The organism is Granulicella pectinivorans (genome assembly GCF_900114625.1).
GTDB lineage: Bacteria > Acidobacteriota > Terriglobia > Terriglobales > Acidobacteriaceae > Edaphobacter > Edaphobacter pectinivorans.
Map to the genome: position 1 here is coordinate 2,156,336 of NZ_FOZL01000001.1, position 19,225 is coordinate 2,175,560.

Consider the following 19,225-nt stretch of genomic DNA (forward strand, 5'->3'; position numbering starts at 1 on the left):
GTATCTGGCGTCAGAATGGATAGGATGTCACTCTTCACAGTTCGCCGGACCCTAGGTTTCTTCTCCTCTGCCTGCCTCTTGCTTGCCGCTCTCCCGGGCGCCGCTGCGCCGTGGTACCCCTTTGGCCCGTACGGTGGGGATGCACGTGCCTTTGCCGGGGATCCCACGAACCAGAAGCATATCTACATGGGCACGGTGAACGGCTGGATCTACGACTCACACGATGCCGGCATGCACTGGTCGAGGATGGCTTCGGTCGGCAAACGGGATGATCTGGCTCTCGACCACATCCTGGTTGATGCTCTGAATCCAAAGCACTTGATTGTTGGGGCATGGGTTCTGGATCATCCCGATGGGGGGATCTACCAGAGTTACGACGGTGGTACAACCTGGGCTGCTCAGAAACAGATGCAGGGGCAGTCGGTGCGCGCGCTGACTGCGTCACCCTCCAATCCGCGGGTGATCGTCGCGGGTACCCTGAATGGTATCTTTCGCTCGATGGACGCTGGGAAGACCTGGAACCTGATCTCGCCTCCCGATAGCAACGAGATCCATAACTTTCAATCGGTGGCGATCGCTCCGGATAACCCGTCGGTGATCTATGGGGGGACACGGCACTTGCCGTGGAAGACGGCGGACGGCGGCGTGAGCTGGTCGAATATCAAGACCGGGATCATCGACGACTCGGACGTCTTTTCGATTATTGTGGACCCCGTGAATCCGCAGATCGTTTACGCAAGCGCATGTTCCGGGATTTACAAGAGTGAGGATGGCGCAGGGCATTTTCACAAGGTGCAGGGGATTCCTTCCACGGCGCGCAGAACGCGCGTGTTGCGGCAGGACCCAGAACATCTGAACATCGTCTTTGCGGGCACGACGGAAGGGCTCTGGCGGACGACTGATTCCGGAGCGACGTGGAGGAGGACGACAGGGCCGGAAGTGATCGTCAATGATGTGTTTATCGACACGTCGAACACGCAGCATGTCCTCCTGGCGACGGACCGCGGCGGCGTGATGGTGAGCGAGGATGGCGGGGACTCATTTTCCGAGGCGAACAGCGGATTCTCGGCGCGTCAGATTTCAGCGTTCCTCGTGGACCCTGCGCGGCCCGGGATGATGTACGTCGGTGTGGTAAACGACAAGGAGTGGGGCGGTGTCTTCTTGAGCCGAGATGGCGGACTGAGCTGGTACCAGCGGAGCGAGGGGTTGCGCGGGCGCGATGTGTTCAGCCTGGCGGAGGCTCCCGACGGAACGCTGGTAGCGGGTACGAATCATGGGATCTTCCGCTACGAGGACATTTATTGGAACAGGTCGATCGATCCGTCCATGATGGGCGGTGCAGCGGCACGGCCCAGGGCGTCGGCGAAGACGCCGGTGCGGGGGAAGGCGCGGATTCCAGCCAAGGGGCGGGTTATTCCGGCCCCCTCAGCCGTACCACACGCTGGCTCGGCGGGCGACGGAGCGGGTTCGTTCGACGGTGTGGTGCATGCCATGGTCACGGTCGGGCTGAAGATGTACGCGGCTACGTCGCGTGGGCTTCTGGTGAGTCCGAGCTCTGGAAAGAACTGGGCTCCCGTTGCTTCGATGGGTGGCGACGAGTGGCGCTTTATGGCTTCGGCAAAGAACGTGGTGGCCGTCGCGAGCCTGGACAAGATCATGACCTCATCAGACGGTGGAGCGACCTGGATGGATACGGCGCTACCTCCTAAGGTGCTGCAGATGACGGCGCTGGCTGTCGATGGCCGGGGAGAGATCTGGGCTGCGGGGCGTGAAGGCGTATTTGTCTCGTCGAATAACGGGGGGAGTTGGCAGGTGTTGAGCAACTTGTATGTGCGCGATGTGAACAGTCTTTACTTCGACGAGAGGTCCAACCAGATTCTGGTGACGGCGAACGGGACGAATCAGATCGCGTACGGACTGGAAGTCGCGACGCGGAAGGTGACGTACTGGGATGTGGGCTGGACGCTGCGTTTCCTGCGTCCAGTGGGCGACCACTATCTGGGTGCGACGCTGTTTGATGGCGTCGTGATTCAGCCGCGGATGGTGGACCGGAGCGAACCAAGCACGGTCAAGGTTGGCGCGGGCGGCGGTCAGGACTAGAATTAACACACGATGAGCGATACGACCTTCTCCACGCGGCCACGGCACTCTTTTCAAACGGATGATTCGCGTTTGCTTCCGATCGCTGATAAGGTGCAGGCGGGCGAGCGGCTGAGCTTCGACGATGGCGTGACGCTGTACCGGAGTGGCGACATCCTGGCCGTCGGCTGGCTGGCGAACCTGGTGCGGGAGCGGCTGCATGGGGATATCGCGTACTTCAACGTGAATCGCCACATCAACCCGACGAACGTGTGCGTCGCTTCGTGCCGGCTGTGCGCGTTCGGCAAGAAGAAGGGCGAGGAAGGCACGTATACGATGGCGCTCGAAGAGGCCTTCGCGACGGCGGGTGAGGGGTACACGGAGGCCGTGACGGAGTTTCATATCGTCGGCGGACTGCACCCGGACCTTCCTTTTGAGTACTTTATGGACCTGGTGAAGGGGTTGAAGGAGCGTTTTCCGAAGGTACACATCAAGGCCTTCACGATGGTCGAGGTTGCGTTCCTGGCCAAGCGCGGGAAGATGACGATTCCCGAGGCGCTGCAGAAGATGAAGGATGCCGGGGTCGACTCGATGCCGGGCGGCGGCGCGGAGATCTTTGCGGACCGAGTGCGGCACATCATCTGCGACCACAAGATCGATGGGTCGGAGTGGCTGGATACGGCGCGGCTGGCGCATAAGATGGGCTTCCGGTCGAACGCGACGATGCTCTACGGGCATGTGGAGAACGACGAGGACCGCGTCGACCACCTGGTGAAGCTGCGCGAGGTGCAGGATGAGACGGGTGGGTTCCAGACGTTTATTCCGTTGTCGTTCCATCCGGATCATACGGCGCTTGCCCACATTCCGAAGTCGACTGGAATGTTGGATATGCGGCAGATCGCGGTGAGCCGCCTGATGCTCGACAACTTCCCGCACATCAAGAGCTACTGGCAGATGGTGACGCCGAAGATGGCGCAGATCTCGCTGCGGTTTGGGGCGGACGATATCGATGGCACGGTTGTGGAGGAGAAGATCTACCACGAGGCCGGGGCGACGACTCCGCAGGGGATGCGCCGTCAGGACCTGATTCGTCTGATTACCGAGGCGGGCCGCGTGCCGTTTGAGCGGGATACGCTTTATAAGGCGGTTACGCGGAGTGAGGATTCGTTTACGGTTGCGGTGTAGAGGGGGAGCGGAGCGTTTTCCTATCGGCTATGAGTTTTCAGTTGTGAGCTATGAGTTTGCGGCTTTGGGCTGTGGCGTTCTATGACGATCCGGCAGGGGACGGGTGGGGTGGAGCTGCGGGAGTATCGTCCAAGCGATATTCTGGCCCTGTTTCGGCTGGATCAGGTTTGTTTTGAGCCTCGATTTCAGTTCAGCCTGCATGCGATGCGGGATTTTGCGGAAGCTCCTGGGGCGGTCTCCGTGGTGGCGGAGGCCGGCGGGGAGGTGGCGGGTTTTGCCATTGGCGAGGTGGAGGGGAATGTCTGCTATCTCGTTACGATTGATGTCGATCCGGGGTGGCGGCAGGGTGGGTTCGCGCGTTCGATGATGGGGTGGATTGCGGAGAAGGCGTGGGCGATGGGGGCCCGGCGGATGGAGCTGCATGTGTTCGTGGAGAATGCGGCGGCGATCCGGTTTTATGAGCGTCTGGGGTTCGGTCTGGTGGGGGCGGTGCCGGACTTTTATGGGGATGGGGTGGATGCGCTGTACTATGCGCGGGGGATCGATTTTGGGGGATTGGTCAGACCGATTTGAGGCTCGAAAATGGAAGTTCTGTTTTTATGGAGATTTTCAGAGATTTGTGGTTTTTCTTTGGGGTTTATGGGGTTTTCTTTGGGTTGTCGGATGGTTTCGTTGGCATGCTCATCATAAAATTTAGATGGTAGCTGGTGGGGCAATGTGTGGTTGAGATGGACAGCGTGTGGTGTGATTGTGGTGCTGGGAAGCGGGTTTAGCTTTGCTTGGTACCTCGGACGCGATTCCGACAAACATCCTCGGGTTTCCTCGGAACGGTTACGTCACCCTGCGCACAAGATATACATGGTTGGCGTGAGAGGTGACTTGTCTGTACCGAGGATTTGGCGCGCCACGTCAGTTTTTCCTACATATCAAAATCATGATTTTCGAGGACCCTACCGGTAGCCGAGGGTCTTCAATACCCTGGCCACCTATACCTGCATTTTTTAGCGCTTGCTGGAGAAATGCAGCCCCCGGTGGTGCTGATGCAATCTCGCGTACTGCCAAGAAAATCCCGACTTTTTCTCCGTCTCCCGTCGCCACAACCGGATTGTTTGCCTTCCAGCCAGTAGACGGCTCATTAATTGCGGATGCGATTTCCCTGCCGTATACTTCGCCGTCGGTTGCCGTTACATCAAAGTTCATTTGAATCGGTTCTTTTGGCTTTACAGGTGCCTTGCGCAGAAATTCGATAAGAACTTCCCGATTGATTTTAGAGAGGGTACGGGGAGCATATTTGGCGTCGACATCGGCAATGTTGGATTTTACTTCTCCTACTTGTGCTTTGGCATCACCAGCCATAGCGAGAGCGCCCGTCGCAGATTCATTTGCCTTGGCTGCAATTCCGAATACCGATTCAGCTTTTTTCTTAGCAACATCGGATAGTTCGGTGGCACGACCCGCAGCGTGTTCTGCTTCTTGAGCAGATTTGGAGGCTGCTTCGGTCTTCTGTTCCAAGAAGAGAACCAGGTTGCCGTTGGCTTTTCTGATCTGGGTTTCCAGAGAACCGGCCTTTACGTCCACCCAGAATTCTCCGGCAACTCCGGCTGAGACGAGTAGTACTCCAAACAGCTCAAACCAAAGCCACTTTTTACTTGGCCGATGTGGAGCGCGGACAATTCCTCGCCTCCAGTCATCCATATCTTCGGAGTATGCACGGAGAACAAAGGCAATTTCTGCAATTACCCCAACTGCAACTGCCAACGAACATAAGTTGAGCCAGAACGCTAATGCGTCACGCTGAGATTCTAGTGCCGCTATGAGCATTTTGAGTGCGGATTCTTCCATCGACGTTCTCCGGGATATGAGTTGCGCGTGGGCGAATGCTCAACTGCTCATCGTTGTGGTGATTTGGATGATGACGGGATTTCTGTGAGGGATTCGTCTTTGGTTTCGGGGATCATGAGGAGGCCGAGGATGGTGAGGATGGCGCTGGTGCTGAGGTAGTAGCCGACGTAGTTGATGTTGTAGGTTTTGGCGAGGTCGGTGGCGATGTAGGGGGCGAGGGAGGCTCCGAGGATGCCGGCCATGGAGAACGCCATGGAGCTGCCGGTGTAGCGAACCTTGGTGGGGAAGAGCTCGGAGACGATGGTGCCAAGCGGGGCGTAGGTGATGCCCATCAGCGACAGGCCGAGGGCCATCATGGCGATGGCTCCGATGGTTCCGGACGCGAAGAGAGGGGCGAAGGCGAAGCCGAAGAGGGCGATCCCGATGGTGACGGCGAACATGACGCGGCGGCGGCCGCGCTCGGCCATGAGGGCGGAGAGGGGGATCGTCGCGGCGAAGAAGAGGATGCAGAAGAGCTGCATCTGGAGGAACTTGGTGCGCGGGTAGTGCAGGGCGGTCGTTCCCCAAGAGAGCGAAAAGACGGTCATGAGGTAGAAGAGGGTGAAGGTGCAGAGGCAGACGAGGATGCCGGCGAGCAAGGGGCGCCAGTAGTCGCGGAGGATGGAGGCGAGAGGGAGTTTGACGGGCTCGTGGTGGGTGGCGGCGGCCTGGAAGACGGGGGTTTCGGTGATGGTGAGGCGGACGTAGAGGCCGAGGAGGACGAGCACCGCACTCGCCAGGAAGGGCAGGCGCCAGCCCCAGAGGAAGAACTGCCGGTCGGTCATGAGGCGGGAGAGGATGAGGAAGATTCCGCCGGAGAAGAGGAAGCCAATGGGGGCTCCGAGCTGGGGGAACATGCCGTACCAGGCGCGCTTGCCGGGAAGCGCGTTTTCGATGGCGAGGAGGATGGCTCCACCCCACTCGCCGCCAAGGCCGAGGCCCTGGCCGAAGCGGCAAAGGGCGAGGAGTAAGGGCGCGGCGATGCCGATGGTCTGGTAGGTGGGGAGCAGGCCGATGAGGACGGTGGAGGCTCCCATGGTGGAGAGGGCGACGACGAGGGTCGTCTTGCGGCCTACGCGGTCTCCGAAGTGGCCGAAGAGGGCGGAGCCGATGGGTCGCGCGAGGAAGGCGATGCCGAAGGTGGCGAGGGAGGCCAAGGTGGCCGATGCCGGGTCGGTGGCGGGGAAGAAGAGGTGGGGGAAGACGAGGACCGCAGCGGTCGCGTAGATGTAGAAGTCAAAAAACTCGACGGTGGTGCCGACGAGGGAGGCGAAGAGAACCTGGCGAGGGGAGTTGATGGACTTGGGCATGATTTTGACTGTGTCTTGGATGATAGCGGGAAGATAAAAGATTGTGGGGGAAAGGCGGAAAAGGCGAGGAAAAGATGGACGCCGATGCGAGCGTAGTCTTCCATGACCCCGGCGGCGCGGGCGAGGCGGTCTTCCGGGGAGGAGTATCTCGATGCAGGCGAGGGGTGGGGTTTGGGTGACGTGTTTCGCGCGTGCCTCGCGGGAGATGAGACCAGCGTCGCAGATGCGGACACGGGTTGGGGCTATGCGGATCCGTTGTTCGACGACGGAGATGACGTGCCAGTTCTTCTCGTCGTTTTAGAAGATAGCGGCAATGACGTTTTGCAGGCGTGCGTGCTCGCATTCGCCGCCGTGGCGCTCCTCGATCTTGTTATCTACAAAATGGGCGTCGGGATGGTAGCTGGTGCAGAGGTACTCGTCGATGGAGATGAGAGCTGGGGCTGTGCCATGTTGGACTCCTCTTCGGTTGGTATGCTCCGGAGTTTCAGGAATGCGCGGGGCAAAATGAAAACCCCACATCTCAAAGGCGAGATGCGGGGCACCCGGGTGGGTGGCGGGTTTGGTTTACTTGATGCGGAAGACAAGGCCGCTGGAGAAGCTGAGGAGGCGGGAGTTCGGGAAGGCAGCAGGGCCGTTGAAGTTGCCGCTATTGATGAGGGAAGCGGTGCCGTAGCCGACCTCGACGACGCGGATGTCGAGGAACTTGGTGGCGGGGTAGTCGACGCCGACGTAGCCGTTAACCGTCGCTTTGGTGCGGTGGACGGAGCTGGTCGGGGGTTTGGAGCTGGCGGCTCCTACTGCGACCGAGGCGTAAGGCTTGAAGACGGCGAGGGTCCGCCTGGGGGCGACGCGGAGGCCGAGCGAGAAGTTGTTGAGGCTGGCATCGCTGCCATGCACGATGGTGTCGCGGAGTTCCACGGCGACGTCCGCCGCGGCGGGGTGGTAGAAGCCGTAGTATCCGCCAAAGTTAACACCGTAGAACATGCGGGAGGTGACGCCGTCGCGGAGGAAGGCGAAGGGGCCGGAGTCCGCCTTGGAGTTGCTGATGCGGATGGCCTGGGGATTGAGATAGAGGCCTATCTGCGCGTGGGCACCGACGGTGAAGAGAGCAAGAGCGAGGCAGAAGACAACGGGAAGCCGCAATTTCATGTTTGAGAGATCCTTCTTGCTGGCGAGACTGTATCGATTGTATTTGGACGAACGCCGGGATGGTTTGGTTCGCGGCGATTTAGCGTTTGCCGAAGACATCTCCCATGCGGCGGATCTGGGCTCCCACGCCGCGTAGCTTCTCTTCGAGGCGCTCGTAGCCGCGGTCCATGTGGTAGACGCGATCGAGGATGGACTCGCCGTCGGCTACCAGGGCGGCGAGGACGAGGGCTGCGCTGGCGCGGAGGTCGGAGCACATGACGGCGGCGGATTGCAGGTCGGACTTGCCGCGGACCGTTGCGGTTCGGCCCGAGACGGTGATGTTCGCGCCCATGCGGTTGAGCTCGGAGACGTGCATGAAGCGGTTTTCGAAGATGTTTTCGGTGACGGTGGTGGTGCCTTCGGCCTGGGTGGCGAGGGCCATGAACTGGGCCTGCATGTCGGTGGGGAAGCCGGGGTACTCCTCGGTGGAGATGTCGGCGGCCTTGAGGGGACCTCCGCCGGAGCGGACGCGGACGTGGTCTTTGCCGACGTCGAGTTTCACGCCCATCTGTTCGAGCTTGGCGATGAGGGCGCTGAGGTGCTCGGGCTCGCAACAGTCGACGTTGAGGTCGCCGCCGGTGATGGCTCCGGCGATGAGGAAGGTTCCGGCCTCGATGCGGTCGGGGTTGATGCGATGGCGGGCTCCGTGGAGGCTGGAGACGCCCTGGACCTTGATGGTGGAGGTGCCGGCACCTTCGATTTTGGCTCCCATGGCGGTGAGGAGGGCGGCGAGGTCGGTGACTTCGGGCTCGCGGGCACAGTTTTCGAAGATGGTTTCGCCGTCGGCGAGGGTGGCGGCCATGAGGAGGTCTTCGGTGCCGGTGACGGTGATCTTGTCGAAGACGATGTGGGCGCCCTTGAGGCGGTCGACGCGAGCTTCGAGGTAGCCGTGGTCGTAGGTGACGGTGGCTCCCATGGCTTCGAGGCCCTTGATGTGGAGGTCGATGGGACGGCCGCCGATGGCGCAGCCGCCGGGCATGGCGACGCGGGCGATGCCGGTGCGGGCGATGAGGGGCCCGAGCACGAGGGAGCTGGCACGCATGGTCTTGACGATCTCGTACTTGGCGACGGGGTCGGAGAGTATGGCGCACTTGATGGAGGTGCGGTGCTGGGCGCGGCCGTAGCCGAGTTCGACCTCGGCACCCATGGAGGTGAGGAGCTTGCGCTCGGTCTCGATGTCCTGAACCTGTGGGATGTTCTCGAGGACGACCTCTTCCTCGGTGAGGATGGCGGCGGCCATGCAGGGGAGTGCGGAGTTCTTGGCTCCGGAGACTTTGATGGTGCCGAGGAGCGGGTTTCCGCCGCGAACTACAAACTTATCCATCTGGTTAGTTTACGGGGAGTGGGGGTGTGCGGGTAGAGGGGATGGTGACGGGGTTGGTACGTTTTGCGCGCAACGGAAAAACCCCACATCTCAGAAGCGAGATGTGGGGCACCCGGAGTGGCCGGTTACAGGCCTGGGGCTGGGGGCGCTTCGTTGCGGTGATGGCGCATCGCCTTCATCTGGGCCTGCTGGTCGGGGGTGAGGACGCCTTCAAGCTGGATTTTGGTGTCCTTGTGGATGGACTTCATCTGGGCGCGGAAGTCGGCCTGGCTGAGGCTCGTGTTTTGCTTGAGGGCGGCGATCTTCTGGTCGCGATCAGCGAGGATGGGCTCGAGTTTGGCGGTCTGGTCGGGCGTGAGGTTGAGCTTCTTGGTCAGCATCGCGGCTTCGCGGTGCGGGTTGGGCTTGTGTTGGCGATGCATGGGCGCAGCCTGCGGTGTGTCTGCCGGGGCCTGTTGCGGGGCCTGGGCGAAGGCGAGGGATCCGGAGAGGACGATGAGAGCGAGGGCTGACGGAAGATAGGTGCGGTTCATGGGTAAGCTCCTGTGTTCTTAGCTGCTTAGCGCCCGGGTACGCCTTGCTCGCTGCTATTGGATTGAACACGGATGGCAGGGAATGTTGCGGGTCTAGCGACGGCAGGTGCATTCGAGGCAGGCGTGCTCGGCGCAGGCTCCGCAGGTGAGGAGGAGCTGCTTGCGGAGGGCGGCTCGGGCGCGGTGGGCGCGAACGGCGGCGTTCGCGGGGGTGATGTTGTGGGAGTGGGCGTACTGCTGCAGGGGCTGCTCGTTGAGGTCGACGGAGCGGAGGAGGTCGGCGTAGCTGGGGGTGAGGGCGTCGAGGACGCTGGTAAGGCAGGCGCAGACCTCGTCGTGGAGTTCGACGGTGGGGGTGGATTCGAGCTCGTGCGCGAAGGTTTCGAGGGCTTTGCTCTCGGTGGCGCGGCGGCGGTAGTGGTCGATGACGGCGTTGCGGAGGATGCGGTAGAACCAGGCGACGACGGACTCTTCGGGTGGGGCGGACTCGGACTGGAGGGCGCGGATATAGGCGGACTGCAGGATGTCCTCGGCGAGGGCGGGATTTTCGACGCGGCGCCGGACGAAGCCGAGGAACTGGCTGCGGTGGTCGAGGAGCGTATTGAGGGTGGTCTCGGGCATAAGGGGATGGGCCGGTTGTTCCCGGCCCCCTGGTTTAGCTGATGGTTTTGCAGGTGCAGAGGATGCAGGTGCAGATTTGGCAGGCGCATTTCATGGGGTGTTCCTCCTTTGTTGTCGGTAAAGACGTGGGAGGCGGTGGGATATTACACCTTGCGAATCTGGCGGCGACGGATTGGGTTGCGGCGGTGTTTCCCCATCTCAGAAGCGAGCTGTGGGGCACCCGGTTTTGTGGCTTCAGGCTCGTTGGGGAGGGCGAAGGCGATGAGGGAGTCGCCTAACTTGGTGGCTTTGTCGCCGTGGCCACCGGCGGCGATGACGACATATTGGCGGCTGTTGAGGGTGTAGGTCATGGGGGTGGACTGGGCGGGGACGGGGAGGTCGTGTTGCCAGAGGAGATCTCCGGTGGCGGCGTCGAAGGCGCGGAGGTAAGGGTCTTCGGCGGCGGCGGTGAAGACCAAGCCCGACGCGGTGACGATGGGACCTCCGAAGTTGATGGCTCCGGTGTCGGCACTATCGATCATGGAGCCTAACGGCCTTTGCCAGGCCATCTGGCCGGTGTTGAGGTTGAGGGCGGAGATGGCTCCCCAGGGGGTGGGGGAGCAGGGGTGGTGGTGCGTGTCGAGGATGCGGTCGCGCTCGATGAGGTAGGGGGTTTTGTGTTGCGGGGAGAGCTCGTAGCCGAAGTGGGCGAGGGAGTCCGGTTCGTGGGGCATGGGAAGGCGGGAGATGGGGACGCAGGCGAGCATGAGGGCGGTGGTGACGGACAGGGTGAGGGGTCCAGGGAGGAAGCGTCTGTGCCGGAAGCCGTTGATGAGGGTGCCGAGAGCCAGGATGATGCCGGCGAGGATGCCCCAGTTGGCCCAGTCGTGAAGCCAGAGATTGAGCTCTTTGAGGTCGCGCTCAAGGCCGTAACGGGGGACGAGGCGTGCTTTGAAGGCGGAGCGGTTGGTGTTGGCGTAGAGGATGCCGGTGGCGGGGTCGAGGGCGGCGGAGCCCCAGTTGACGCCGCCGAGGTTGCCGGGGAAGAGGACGGAGCCGCGCAGGCTGGGCGGGGTGTAGAGGCCTTCGTTGCGGAGGGCGGCAAACTGCCTCTGGCAGGAGGCGGCGTCTTCAGACGAGCGCTGCCAGGTGGTCTGGATGTCGGTGGTGGAGACGTTCAAGGGGGAGAGGCTGGGGAGCTCCTGGAAGGGCTGGGTGGGGGAGGTGGTCTCGCCGGGAACATCGGACTGAGGGACGGGGCGCTCGTGGATGGGGTAGAGGGGGGCTCCGGTTCGGCGGTCGAGGACGAAGACCATGCCCATTTTTGTGGTGATGGCGACGGCTGGGATGGTGTTGCGGAAGGTGAAGAGCAGAGGCTGGGAGGCGATGTCGTAGTCCCAGAGGTCGTGGTGGACGACCTGGAAGGCCCAGACCTTTTTGCCGGTTGTTGCGTCGAGCGCGACGATGGAGTTGGCGTCGCGGTCGTCGCCGGGGCGGAGGCCACCGTAGTAGTCGGGGGCGGCGGAGCCGGTGGGGAGGTAGAGGAGGTTGAGGGCGGGGTCGGCGGAGATGACGGACCAGGTGTTGGCGGCTCCGGTGCGGATGGCCTGCGAGGATGCCCAGGGGATGGGTTCCCATGACCAAAGGAGGTGGCCGTCTAGAGTGCTGTAGGCGCGGACGAGGCCGGATTCGGAGTCGACCTGCTGGTTGTCGCCGACGCCGGAGCCGACGACGACGATGTCTCCGATGACGGTGGGTGGCGAGGTCATGCGGTAGAAGCCGTCTTTTTGGAGATGGACGCCTTGTTTGAGGTCGATTTCGCCGTGGGTGCCCCAGGTGGAGATGGGGTGGCCGGTTGTGGCGTCGAGGGCGAGGAGGCGGGCGTCGAGGGTGGCTACGAAGATGCGGGTTTGCACGGCAGAGTGCCAGAGGGCTACGCCGCGTGAGGCGACGATGGAGCCCTCGGCGGTGGGAGCTAGGTTGGGGTCGTGGGTCCAGCGGGGCTGGCCAGTGGCGGCGTCGAGGGCGATGACCACGTCGTAGGGGGTGGTGAGGTAGAGGGTGTCGCCGTCGAGGATGGGGGTCGCCTCGAAGGAGGCCTCGTGGTTGGAGGGGCGATTCTGGTCGAGGGCGTGGGTGTGGTAGGTCCAGGCTGGCTGGAGGTCCTTGAGATTGGACTTCGTGATCTGGGTGGCGGGGGAGAAGCGCTGGCCGCCGGGGTCGCCTCCGTAGGTGGGCCAGGATTGGGCGTGGAGGATGGGGGTGAGGATGAGTCCGGCGAGAGCGAGGATGCGGTTGTTTCTTCGCATCGGATTAGTGTATGGGCGGGCGGGCTTGGACGGACTCACGGGAGGTGAGACGGGGGTTTTGGGAGTGCAGGTTCACGGCGTTTCAACGACCCGGGGCTAAAGCCCCCTTCCTCTTTGGGCCCTTGACGTGGGGCTAAAGCCCCACTCTAATCCCAACGTCAACGGCTAGAGGGTGAAGTGGGGTGGGACTGGGTCGATGGTGTGGATAGGGTTGGCTGAGCTGTATGGAATAGAACTCTGGTTGAAGAGCCAGGTTCTTGCGGATGGGATTTTGATGGATGTAGGCGACGTGGGTGGCGAAGTCGGATGCATCCTGCATGCGTCGGCTGTCGTAGGTCTTTTGCCAAATGTCGAGTTTGCTCTTTAGGAGGAAAGAGAAACCTCCTTTGATGAACTGCATGGATTTTTCGAGGGAGATTTCCGGGGATGGTGTCAGGAGCAGATGGATGTGGTCGGGCATGACGACGAAGGCGTGGAGGTGTAAACGGCCCTTCGTACGTTGGTCGTTCAGGTGGTTGATGAAGAGGAGGGAGTTTTGTTCGATTTGGAAGAGGCGGCGCCGGTTGGCGGTGACGCTGGTAATGAAGTAAGTTCGGATTTCTTGCGGGGCGAAGGGCATTGGGTGGCGGGATGGGCAGAGGGCCCGGGGCTAAAGCCCCTTTTCAATTTGTGCCTGTTGACGTGGGGCTAAAGCCCCACTCTAATCCCAAAGGCAAAGGCAAAGGCAAAGGCAAAGGCAAAGGCAAAGGCAAAGGCAAAGGCAAAGGCAAAGGCAAAGGCAAAGGCAAAGGCAAAGGCAAAGGCATTTCGTTGAGAAGCTGTTTCTATAGCTCCAGGCGGGAGTCGTCGATGGCGAGGCGGACGTTGCCGTCGGACTTGGTGAGGCGGCGGACGGCTTCCATCTTGTCTACGTTGGCTTTGAGCATGACGACCGCAATGGGGATGCTCTTGCCGGCGGACTTGATGGTGCGGATCGCGGTGTCGCGGTCTACGCCGCAGAGGGTCATCAGCACACGGATGCCACGCTCGACGAGCTTGGCGTTCTTCATGTGGACGTTGACCATGAGGTTTTCGTAGACGTAGCCGAGACGGGTCATGGCGCCGGTGGTGATCATGTTCAGGATCATCTTCTGGGCGGTGCCGGCCTTCATACGGGTGGAACCGGAGATGACTTCGGGGCCTACCTCGGCGACGATGGTGAACTCTGCCACGTCGGAGATGGGGGTGTCGTAGTTGCAGGTGATGGCGGCGGTCTTGGCTCCGCGGGCACGGGCGTATTCCACGGCTCCAATGACGTAAGGGGTGCGTCCGGAGGCGCTGACGCCGATCACAATATCCTTGCGGGTGGGGCGGCGGCGGGCGATGTCGCGCTGGCCGATCTCGGGAGAGTCTTCATTGACGTCCGAGGCGGAGGCGAGGGCCTTGGGGCCGCCGGCCATGATGTATTGGACCTGAGAGGGAGAGGTTGAGTAGGTCGGGGGGCACTCGGAGGAGTCGAGCGAGGAGATGCGTCCCGAGGAACCGGCACCGACATAGATGAGCCGGCCTCCGTCGCGGAGAGAGCGGGCGACGGTGTCGATGGCGATGGCGATCTCGGGCAGCGCCTTCTTGACGGCTGCGGCGACCTTCGCATCTTCGTGATTGATGATGCGAGCGATTTCGAGCGCGGATTTTGTGTCAAAACCCTCAGAGGCAGTGTTTGCCGTCTCTGTGGTGATGGTGGTGAGTTCCTTCATTGTGCGTGCACCGGGCTTCTCGGAAGGGGGCTGCTCGAGCATGGTCATCGTTGCCATTTTGTAGTCGCCAATCTGTAAAACCGATTCTAGCCCAACACTTCGAAATTGTAGCCCTCTCCCGGTAGGATGCAGAAAGAATCGTTCGCGTATGTCTGGCGTTGGACGACAAGCCGGGCCTGGAGGTGACCTTTTGCTCATCCATCGTTGTGTTTTGAGATTTGCCGGTGCTTTTGGCCTGGCCTGGATACTGGCTGGTATGTCAGTGGCGCAGGCTCCGGAGGGTCCGGCTGGCCAGGCGTCAAGTCCGACGGCGCAGGTGCTGCACACGGAGGACCAGGTGCTGAAGGAGCAGTTGGCGGTGGCGGCGGTGGCACACCGGGGCAAGGTCGCGTTGTTTGCCACGCAGTTGAATACGGGGCGGACGGTTGCTCTGGATCCGGATGTGCCGGTGCAGACGGCTTCGGTGATCAAGCTGACGATTCTGTTCGAGGCGATGGAGCAGGTGAAGGCGGGGAAGGCGAAGTGGGACGAGAAGATCGTGCTGGCTCCGGGGGATGGGGTGGGCGGGTCGGGGATTCTGCATTTTTTCGATACGCCGTTGACGCTGACGCTGAAGGATGTGTTGACGATGATGGTGATCGTGAGCGACAACACGGCGACGAATCTTGCGATCGACCGGTTAGGAATCGATGCGATCAATGGGCGGATAGCCTGGATGGGGCTGAAGGATACGCATCTGTATAAGAGGATCGGAAAGCCGGCGACTGGACCGATGCCGGAGGATCAGCCGAAGTTCGGGCTGGGAAAGACGACGGCTCGGGAGATGGCGACGGTGATGGAGAGGATTGGGCGGTGCGAGCTGGCGGGGCCGGGTGAGGCGGCTGGAGCGGAGGATGGGGCCATCTGCTCGGTCGCGCTGGAGATGCTGCGGAACCAGTTTTACCGGGAGACGATTCCGCGATATCTGGAGAAGCTGGATGCAACGGAGAAGGGTTCAGGGATCGCGAGCAAGACGGGGAGTCTGGACGCGGTGAGGGCGGATGTGGCGATTGTGGCGGGGAAGTCGGGGCCGATGATTCTCTCGATCTTTACGTATGGCAACGTCGATCATGGCTGGACTGTGGATAATGAAGGAGAGTTGACGATTGCGAAGCTGGCGAAGATGATCGTCACGGCGTGGTCTCCGGCTGGGATCGACGGGAAGACTCTGGTTCCAGGGTTGGGGCTTGGGGTAAGCGGATCGGCTTCGGCGACGTCTAAAGAGTGAGTTGAGGAAGGCATGAACGTGGCAGACGAGCAGGCGGTGACGACGGATCAGACGGCGGAGCATGAGGGTGTTGCGCCTCAGGCCGTGACTCGTCCTGAGCCGAAGAGCACGGTGAACTCGTGGCTGCGGGATCTGGTGATTTCACTGGCTGTTTCGGTGTTCATTATTGTGTTTCTGTATCAGCCGGTGAGGGTGGAAGGCACGAGTATGCTGCCTGTGCTCGAAGACCAGGACCGGCTGTTCATCAACAAGATGGCTTACCGGGTGGGTGAGATTCATCATGGGGATGTGGTGGTGTTCCTTTATCCGCACGACCATACGAAGAGCTATATCAAGCGCGTGATTGCGGGGCCCGGGGAACAGGTGCGGATCGATCATGGGCGGGTGTACGTGAACGGGCATGCGTTGCGCGAGCGGTATGTGCCGGCGATGTATGCAGACGACCGGTCGCAGCCGGAGATGACGGTTCCGGCGGGGAAGTTTTTCGTGATGGGGGACCATCGGTCGATTTCGAGCGACAGCAGGGACTTTGGGCCGGTGGACCGGGATTTGATCTATGGGAAGGCCGCGTTTGTGTATTGGCCGATGGATCAGGTGGGTGTGGTGCGGTAGTTGTCAGTTCTAAGTTGTAAGTTGTCAGTGATAGGCTTCCCTTGATGTTTCGGAGGGAAGCTTTGACGTTTGATGGGTTGAATCGGCGGGATGTGTTGCGCGGTGGGTTGGGTTCGCTGGTGCTGGCGGGGAGCGGCTTCGCCCAGGTGGGGATGAAGGTGGCTCCGTTCAAGGGGCGGCCCGAGATGGGGAAGAGGCTTTTCAAGAGCGAGGCGGTCGAGCGCGCGATTGCAGAGACGGTGCCTGGGCTGGCGGATAAGGAGCTGGCGCGGATGTTTGCGCAGTGCTTCCCGAATACGCTGGATACGACAGTGCATGCGATGGTGACGGGTGGGGTTCCGGATACGTATGTGGTGACGGGCGATATCGATGCGATGTGGCTGCGGGACTCATCGGCGCAGGTGTCGGCTTATCTGCCATTTGCGAAGGACGATGCGAAGCTGAGGGCGATGCTGGAGGGTGTGGTCAGGCGGCACGCGGCGCTGGTGTTGCGGGATCCGTATGCGAACTCGTTTACGAAGAATGTGACGGACAAGCCGCTTTCGTGGTCGGTCCACGACAAGACGAAGATGCTGCCGGGGGTTGCGGAGCGGAAGTGGGAGGTCGATTCTCTTTGCTACGTGGTGCGGCTGGCGCATGGTTTCTGGAAGGCGACCGGGGATACGGCGGCGTTCGATGGGACGTGGCACAAGGCGGCTGCGGCGATTGTGGGAACGTTTCGAGAGCAGCAGAGGAAGGACGGCAAAGGGCCCTATTCGTTTCAACGCGAGTCGGCGGTGCCGACCGATACGTTGCCGCTGAGCGGGTATGGGAATCCGGCGCGTCCGGGGGGGATGATCTATTCGATGTTCCGGCCTTCGGACGACGCTTGTATCTATCCGTTTCTGGTGCCATCGAATCTGTTTGCTGTCGCGCAGTTGAAGAACCTGGCGGAGATTCTGCGGGTCGTCTACAAGGATGAGGCTTTGGCCGGGGAGGCGGATGCGTTGCGTGCGGAGGTGTGGGCGGCGCTCGAAGAGTATGGGACGGTGATGCATCCGGAGTTTGGGAAGATATGGGCGTATGAGGTGGATGGGTATGGCAATGCTCTGATGATGGACGATGCGAACGCGCCGGGGCTGATGAGCCTGGCTTACCTGGGGTGCTGCGATCGGAACGATCCGGTGTATGTGGCTACGCGGCGGTTTTGTTTGAGCGAGGCGAACCCTTACTTCTTCAAGGGGACGGCGGCGGAGGGGATCGGCGGGCCGCATATCGGGCTGGGGTATATCTGGCCGATGTCGCTGCTGATACGGGCACTTACGGCGGATAACGATGCGGAGATTGCGGCGTGTCTGGCGCAGTTGCGGGATACGACGGCAGGGACCGGGTTTATTCATGAGTCGTTCCAGATGGACCGGCCGGCGGACTTTACGCGGGCGTGGTTCGGATGGGCGAATACTTTGTTCGGTGAGTTGATTTTGAAGGTGAAGGCGGAGAGGCCGGGGCTGCTAACGACGGTGCTTCCGGCGTGGAGGGCACATGGGTAAGATCTCTCGTCGAGGATTGCTGGGTGGTATAGGCGCTGCGGCTGCGGCGGGGGCTTTGCCTGCGCGTGGTGCGGTGAAGGCTTCGGGGTTCGTTGAGGTGATGCGAACTCCGTCGACGGTGACGGCGTTTGCTGGGTTGGGCTCGGCGATGGAGTTGACGCGGAGTGGAGATGCGTGGGGAACGGGCCAGGTGTCTGTTGGGACGCCGGTTTCGGATGGTGCGATGCGGGTTACGGTGAGGTCTCCTGCGGTCGCGTTGACGCATGTGCGGATTCGCTGGGCGGGCGCGATCGCCGGCGATGTGAAGGTGCTGGGCGATGCTTGGGAGAGGAGCTATGGGGATTTGGAGTGGCGGGGGATTGTGCCGGAACGTGCGATGCCCTGGTACTGCGCGGTGCATGCCGCGGGTGAGACGCATGGTTATGGTGTGAAGACCGGCGCGAAGGCGATGGCGTTCTGGCAGGTGGATGCCGAAGGTGTGACGCTCTGGCTGGATGTGCGGAATGGTGGCGAGGGTGTTCGGCTGGGTGATAGGACGCTCGATGCGGTGACGGTGGTGAGTCGCAGAGGGAAGGACGGCGAAGATGCGGGGGCAGCGATTGCGGCTTTCTGCACGGTGATGTGTGAGAGGCCGGCACGGAAGACCACGGCGATCTTCGGGAGCAACGACTGGTACTACGCGTACGGGAACAACACGGCGGCGGGGATTGAACGGGATGCGGACCTGATGGCGGAGGTCGCTACGGGGGGCACGGTGCGGCCGTTTACCATCATCGACGATGGATGGCAGAAGCCAGCGAAGTTTCCGGATATGCACGGGCTTGCTGCGAGCATTGCGCGGAAGGGTGTGAGGCCGGGAATCTGGGTGAGGCCTCTGGAGGCTCATGCCGGTGCGCCTGAGGGCTTGCTGCTGTCCGCGGCGCGGTATGGGGGGCGGACGGACCGGAGGAAGGGGCTGGCGTTCGATCCGACCGTTCCCGAGGCTTTGGAGATTGTGCTTAAAAAAGTTACCGATGCGGTTGCGTGGGGTTATGAGCTGGTGAAACACGACTTTTCCACCTATGAGCTGTTCGGGCAGTGGGGTTTTGAGATGGGGGCTTCACCAACGCTTGCGGGTTGGGGGTTCAGCGATCGCACGAAGACGAATGCGGAAATCGTGAATGATTTGTATGGGGCGATTCGTGGGGCTGCGGGTGAGAAGACGTGCGTGATCGGATGCAACACGGTCGGGCATCTTTCGGCGGGGGTGTTTGAGGCCAACAGGACCGGTGACGATGTGAGTGGGAAGGTGTGGGAGAGGACGCGGAAGATGGGCGTGAATACGCTGGCGTTTCGTCTGCCGCAGAATCGACGGTTCTTTGTGGGAGATGCGGATTGTGTGCCGGTGACGGCTGCGATTCCGTGGGAGAAGACGAAGATGTGGATGGATGTGGTGGCGCGGAGCGGGACAGCCTTGATTGTTTCGGCGGACCCGGCGGTGGTGGGGGCGAAGCAGAAGACTGCTTTGAAGGAAGCGTTTGCGCTTGCGGCTCAACCGGTGGGAACGGTGACCGCGGAAGACTGGATGGAGACGACCACTCCGGGGAAGTGGCGCTTGGGTGGCGTGAAGAAGATGTATGGATGGAGTGGGGTCGATGGGGCCTGGCCGTTTGGGGCTTGATTAATTTGTGCT

At 61.5% G+C, this 19,225-nt stretch carries 17 protein-coding genes; 7 read left to right on the forward strand and 10 right to left on the reverse strand.

The window, feature by feature from the left end:
• Positions 1-24 precede the first annotated feature (24 nt).
• The 3 genes from BM400_RS08680 to BM400_RS08690 all read left to right on the forward strand — a co-directional run bounded on the left by BM400_RS08680 (position 25) and on the right by BM400_RS08690 (position 3,837).
• A complete protein-coding gene (locus tag BM400_RS08680; protein WP_089838508.1) occupies positions 25-2,100 on the forward strand; it encodes a WD40/YVTN/BNR-like repeat-containing protein in 2,076 nt (691 codons plus the stop codon).
• A gap of 12 nt (positions 2,101-2,112) precedes the next feature.
• Positions 2,113-3,264 carry an aminofutalosine synthase MqnE gene (gene mqnE / locus BM400_RS08685; protein ID WP_089838510.1) on the forward strand — a complete coding sequence of 384 codons (1,152 nt, stop codon included), beginning with the start codon at positions 2,113-2,115 and terminating at the stop codon, positions 3,262-3,264.
• A gap of 81 nt (positions 3,265-3,345) precedes the next feature.
• Complete coding sequence (locus BM400_RS08690) at positions 3,346-3,837, forward strand: GNAT family N-acetyltransferase (protein WP_089838512.1); 492 nt, start codon at positions 3,346-3,348, stop codon at positions 3,835-3,837.
• A gap of 336 nt (positions 3,838-4,173) precedes the next feature.
• On the opposite strand, the gene BM400_RS08695 is transcribed toward BM400_RS08690, so the two are convergent.
• The 10 genes from BM400_RS08695 to murQ form a co-directional block, all read right to left on the reverse strand.
• Positions 4,174-5,106 (reverse strand): hypothetical protein, encoded by a 933-nt coding sequence (locus BM400_RS08695; protein WP_089838515.1) that lies wholly within the window; start codon positions 5,104-5,106, stop codon positions 4,174-4,176.
• A 47-nt stretch (positions 5,107-5,153) separates the two neighbouring features.
• Positions 5,154-6,455: an MFS transporter gene (locus BM400_RS08700; RefSeq protein WP_089838517.1), complete on the reverse strand. Its 1,302-nt coding sequence runs from the start codon at positions 6,453-6,455 to the stop codon at positions 5,154-5,156.
• A gap of 297 nt (positions 6,456-6,752) precedes the next feature.
• A complete protein-coding gene (locus BM400_RS22010; RefSeq protein ID WP_089838519.1) occupies positions 6,753-6,974 on the reverse strand; it encodes a hypothetical protein in 222 nt (73 codons plus the stop codon).
• A 45-nt stretch (positions 6,975-7,019) separates the two neighbouring features.
• Positions 7,020-7,604: a hypothetical protein gene (locus tag BM400_RS08710; protein WP_089838521.1), complete on the reverse strand. Its 585-nt coding sequence runs from the start codon at positions 7,602-7,604 to the stop codon at positions 7,020-7,022.
• A gap of 79 nt (positions 7,605-7,683) precedes the next feature.
• Positions 7,684-8,967 carry a UDP-N-acetylglucosamine 1-carboxyvinyltransferase gene (gene murA, locus BM400_RS08715; RefSeq protein WP_089838523.1) on the reverse strand — a complete coding sequence of 428 codons (1,284 nt, stop codon included), beginning with the start codon at positions 8,965-8,967 and terminating at the stop codon, positions 7,684-7,686.
• 125 nt (positions 8,968-9,092) lie between these two features.
• A complete protein-coding gene (locus tag BM400_RS08720; RefSeq protein ID WP_089838524.1) occupies positions 9,093-9,500 on the reverse strand; it encodes a hypothetical protein in 408 nt (135 codons plus the stop codon).
• A gap of 93 nt (positions 9,501-9,593) precedes the next feature.
• Positions 9,594-10,121, reverse strand: coding sequence for a sigma-70 family RNA polymerase sigma factor (locus BM400_RS08725; RefSeq protein ID WP_089838527.1), 528 nt, complete (start codon positions 10,119-10,121; stop codon positions 9,594-9,596).
• A gap of 143 nt (positions 10,122-10,264) precedes the next feature.
• Positions 10,265-12,409 carry a pyrroloquinoline quinone-dependent dehydrogenase gene (locus tag BM400_RS22800; protein WP_141223854.1) on the reverse strand — a complete coding sequence of 715 codons (2,145 nt, stop codon included), beginning with the start codon at positions 12,407-12,409 and terminating at the stop codon, positions 10,265-10,267.
• A 133-nt stretch (positions 12,410-12,542) separates the two neighbouring features.
• Positions 12,543-13,028 (reverse strand): REP-associated tyrosine transposase, encoded by a 486-nt coding sequence (locus tag BM400_RS08735; RefSeq protein ID WP_245781761.1) that lies wholly within the window; start codon positions 13,026-13,028, stop codon positions 12,543-12,545.
• Positions 13,029-13,233: 205 nt separating this feature from the next.
• A complete protein-coding gene (gene murQ / locus BM400_RS08745) occupies positions 13,234-14,202 on the reverse strand; it encodes an N-acetylmuramic acid 6-phosphate etherase (protein ID WP_089838529.1) in 969 nt (322 codons plus the stop codon).
• A gap of 199 nt (positions 14,203-14,401) precedes the next feature.
• Between murQ and BM400_RS08750 the strand changes: the two genes are divergently transcribed.
• The 4 genes from BM400_RS08750 to BM400_RS08765 are packed head-to-tail and all read left to right on the forward strand — an operon-like array spanning position 14,402 to position 19,213.
• Positions 14,402-15,412, forward strand: coding sequence for a serine hydrolase (locus tag BM400_RS08750; protein ID WP_089838531.1), 1,011 nt, complete (start codon positions 14,402-14,404; stop codon positions 15,410-15,412).
• 12 nt (positions 15,413-15,424) lie between these two features.
• A complete protein-coding gene (gene lepB, locus BM400_RS08755; RefSeq protein ID WP_089838532.1) occupies positions 15,425-16,024 on the forward strand; it encodes a signal peptidase I in 600 nt (199 codons plus the stop codon).
• A 44-nt stretch (positions 16,025-16,068) separates the two neighbouring features.
• Positions 16,069-17,553: a glycoside hydrolase family 125 protein gene (locus tag BM400_RS08760; RefSeq protein WP_089838534.1), complete on the forward strand. Its 1,485-nt coding sequence runs from the start codon at positions 16,069-16,071 to the stop codon at positions 17,551-17,553.
• Positions 17,546-19,213, forward strand: coding sequence for an alpha-amylase family protein (locus tag BM400_RS08765; RefSeq protein ID WP_141223855.1), 1,668 nt, complete (start codon positions 17,546-17,548; stop codon positions 19,211-19,213). Before BM400_RS08760 ends, BM400_RS08765 begins: the two co-directional genes overlap by 8 nt.
• The last annotated feature ends 12 nt before the right edge of the window (positions 19,214-19,225 follow it).

Coding starts and splice junctions, on each gene's coding strand:
- murA (WP_089838523.1), bottom strand. CDS start 8,967: ATGGATAAGTTTGTAGTTCGCGGCGGAAACCCGCTCCTCGGCACCATC.
- BM400_RS08690 (WP_089838512.1), top strand. CDS start 3,346: ATGACGATCCGGCAGGGGACGGGTGGGGTGGAGCTGCGGGAGTATCGT.
- BM400_RS08725 (WP_089838527.1), bottom strand. CDS start 10,121: ATGCCCGAGACCACCCTCAATACGCTCCTCGACCACCGCAGCCAGTTC.
- BM400_RS22010 (WP_089838519.1), bottom strand. CDS start 6,974: ATGTGGGGTTTTCATTTTGCCCCGCGCATTCCTGAAACTCCGGAGCAT.
- lepB (WP_089838532.1), top strand. CDS start 15,425: ATGAACGTGGCAGACGAGCAGGCGGTGACGACGGATCAGACGGCGGAG.
- BM400_RS22800 (WP_141223854.1), bottom strand. CDS start 12,409: ATGCGAAGAAACAACCGCATCCTCGCTCTCGCCGGACTCATCCTCACC.
- BM400_RS08680 (WP_089838508.1), top strand. CDS start 25: ATGTCACTCTTCACAGTTCGCCGGACCCTAGGTTTCTTCTCCTCTGCC.
- BM400_RS08700 (WP_089838517.1), bottom strand. CDS start 6,455: ATGCCCAAGTCCATCAACTCCCCTCGCCAGGTTCTCTTCGCCTCCCTC.
- BM400_RS08720 (WP_089838524.1), bottom strand. CDS start 9,500: ATGAACCGCACCTATCTTCCGTCAGCCCTCGCTCTCATCGTCCTCTCC.
- BM400_RS08750 (WP_089838531.1), top strand. CDS start 14,402: ATGTCAGTGGCGCAGGCTCCGGAGGGTCCGGCTGGCCAGGCGTCAAGT.
- BM400_RS08735 (WP_245781761.1), bottom strand. CDS start 13,028: ATGCCCTTCGCCCCGCAAGAAATCCGAACTTACTTCATTACCAGCGTC.
- murQ (WP_089838529.1), bottom strand. CDS start 14,202: ATGGCAACGATGACCATGCTCGAGCAGCCCCCTTCCGAGAAGCCCGGT.
- BM400_RS08710 (WP_089838521.1), bottom strand. CDS start 7,604: ATGAAATTGCGGCTTCCCGTTGTCTTCTGCCTCGCTCTTGCTCTCTTC.
- BM400_RS08765 (WP_141223855.1), top strand. CDS start 17,546: ATGGGTAAGATCTCTCGTCGAGGATTGCTGGGTGGTATAGGCGCTGCG.
- BM400_RS08695 (WP_089838515.1), bottom strand. CDS start 5,106: ATGGAAGAATCCGCACTCAAAATGCTCATAGCGGCACTAGAATCTCAG.
- mqnE (WP_089838510.1), top strand. CDS start 2,113: ATGAGCGATACGACCTTCTCCACGCGGCCACGGCACTCTTTTCAAACG.
- BM400_RS08760 (WP_089838534.1), top strand. CDS start 16,069: ATGTTTCGGAGGGAAGCTTTGACGTTTGATGGGTTGAATCGGCGGGAT.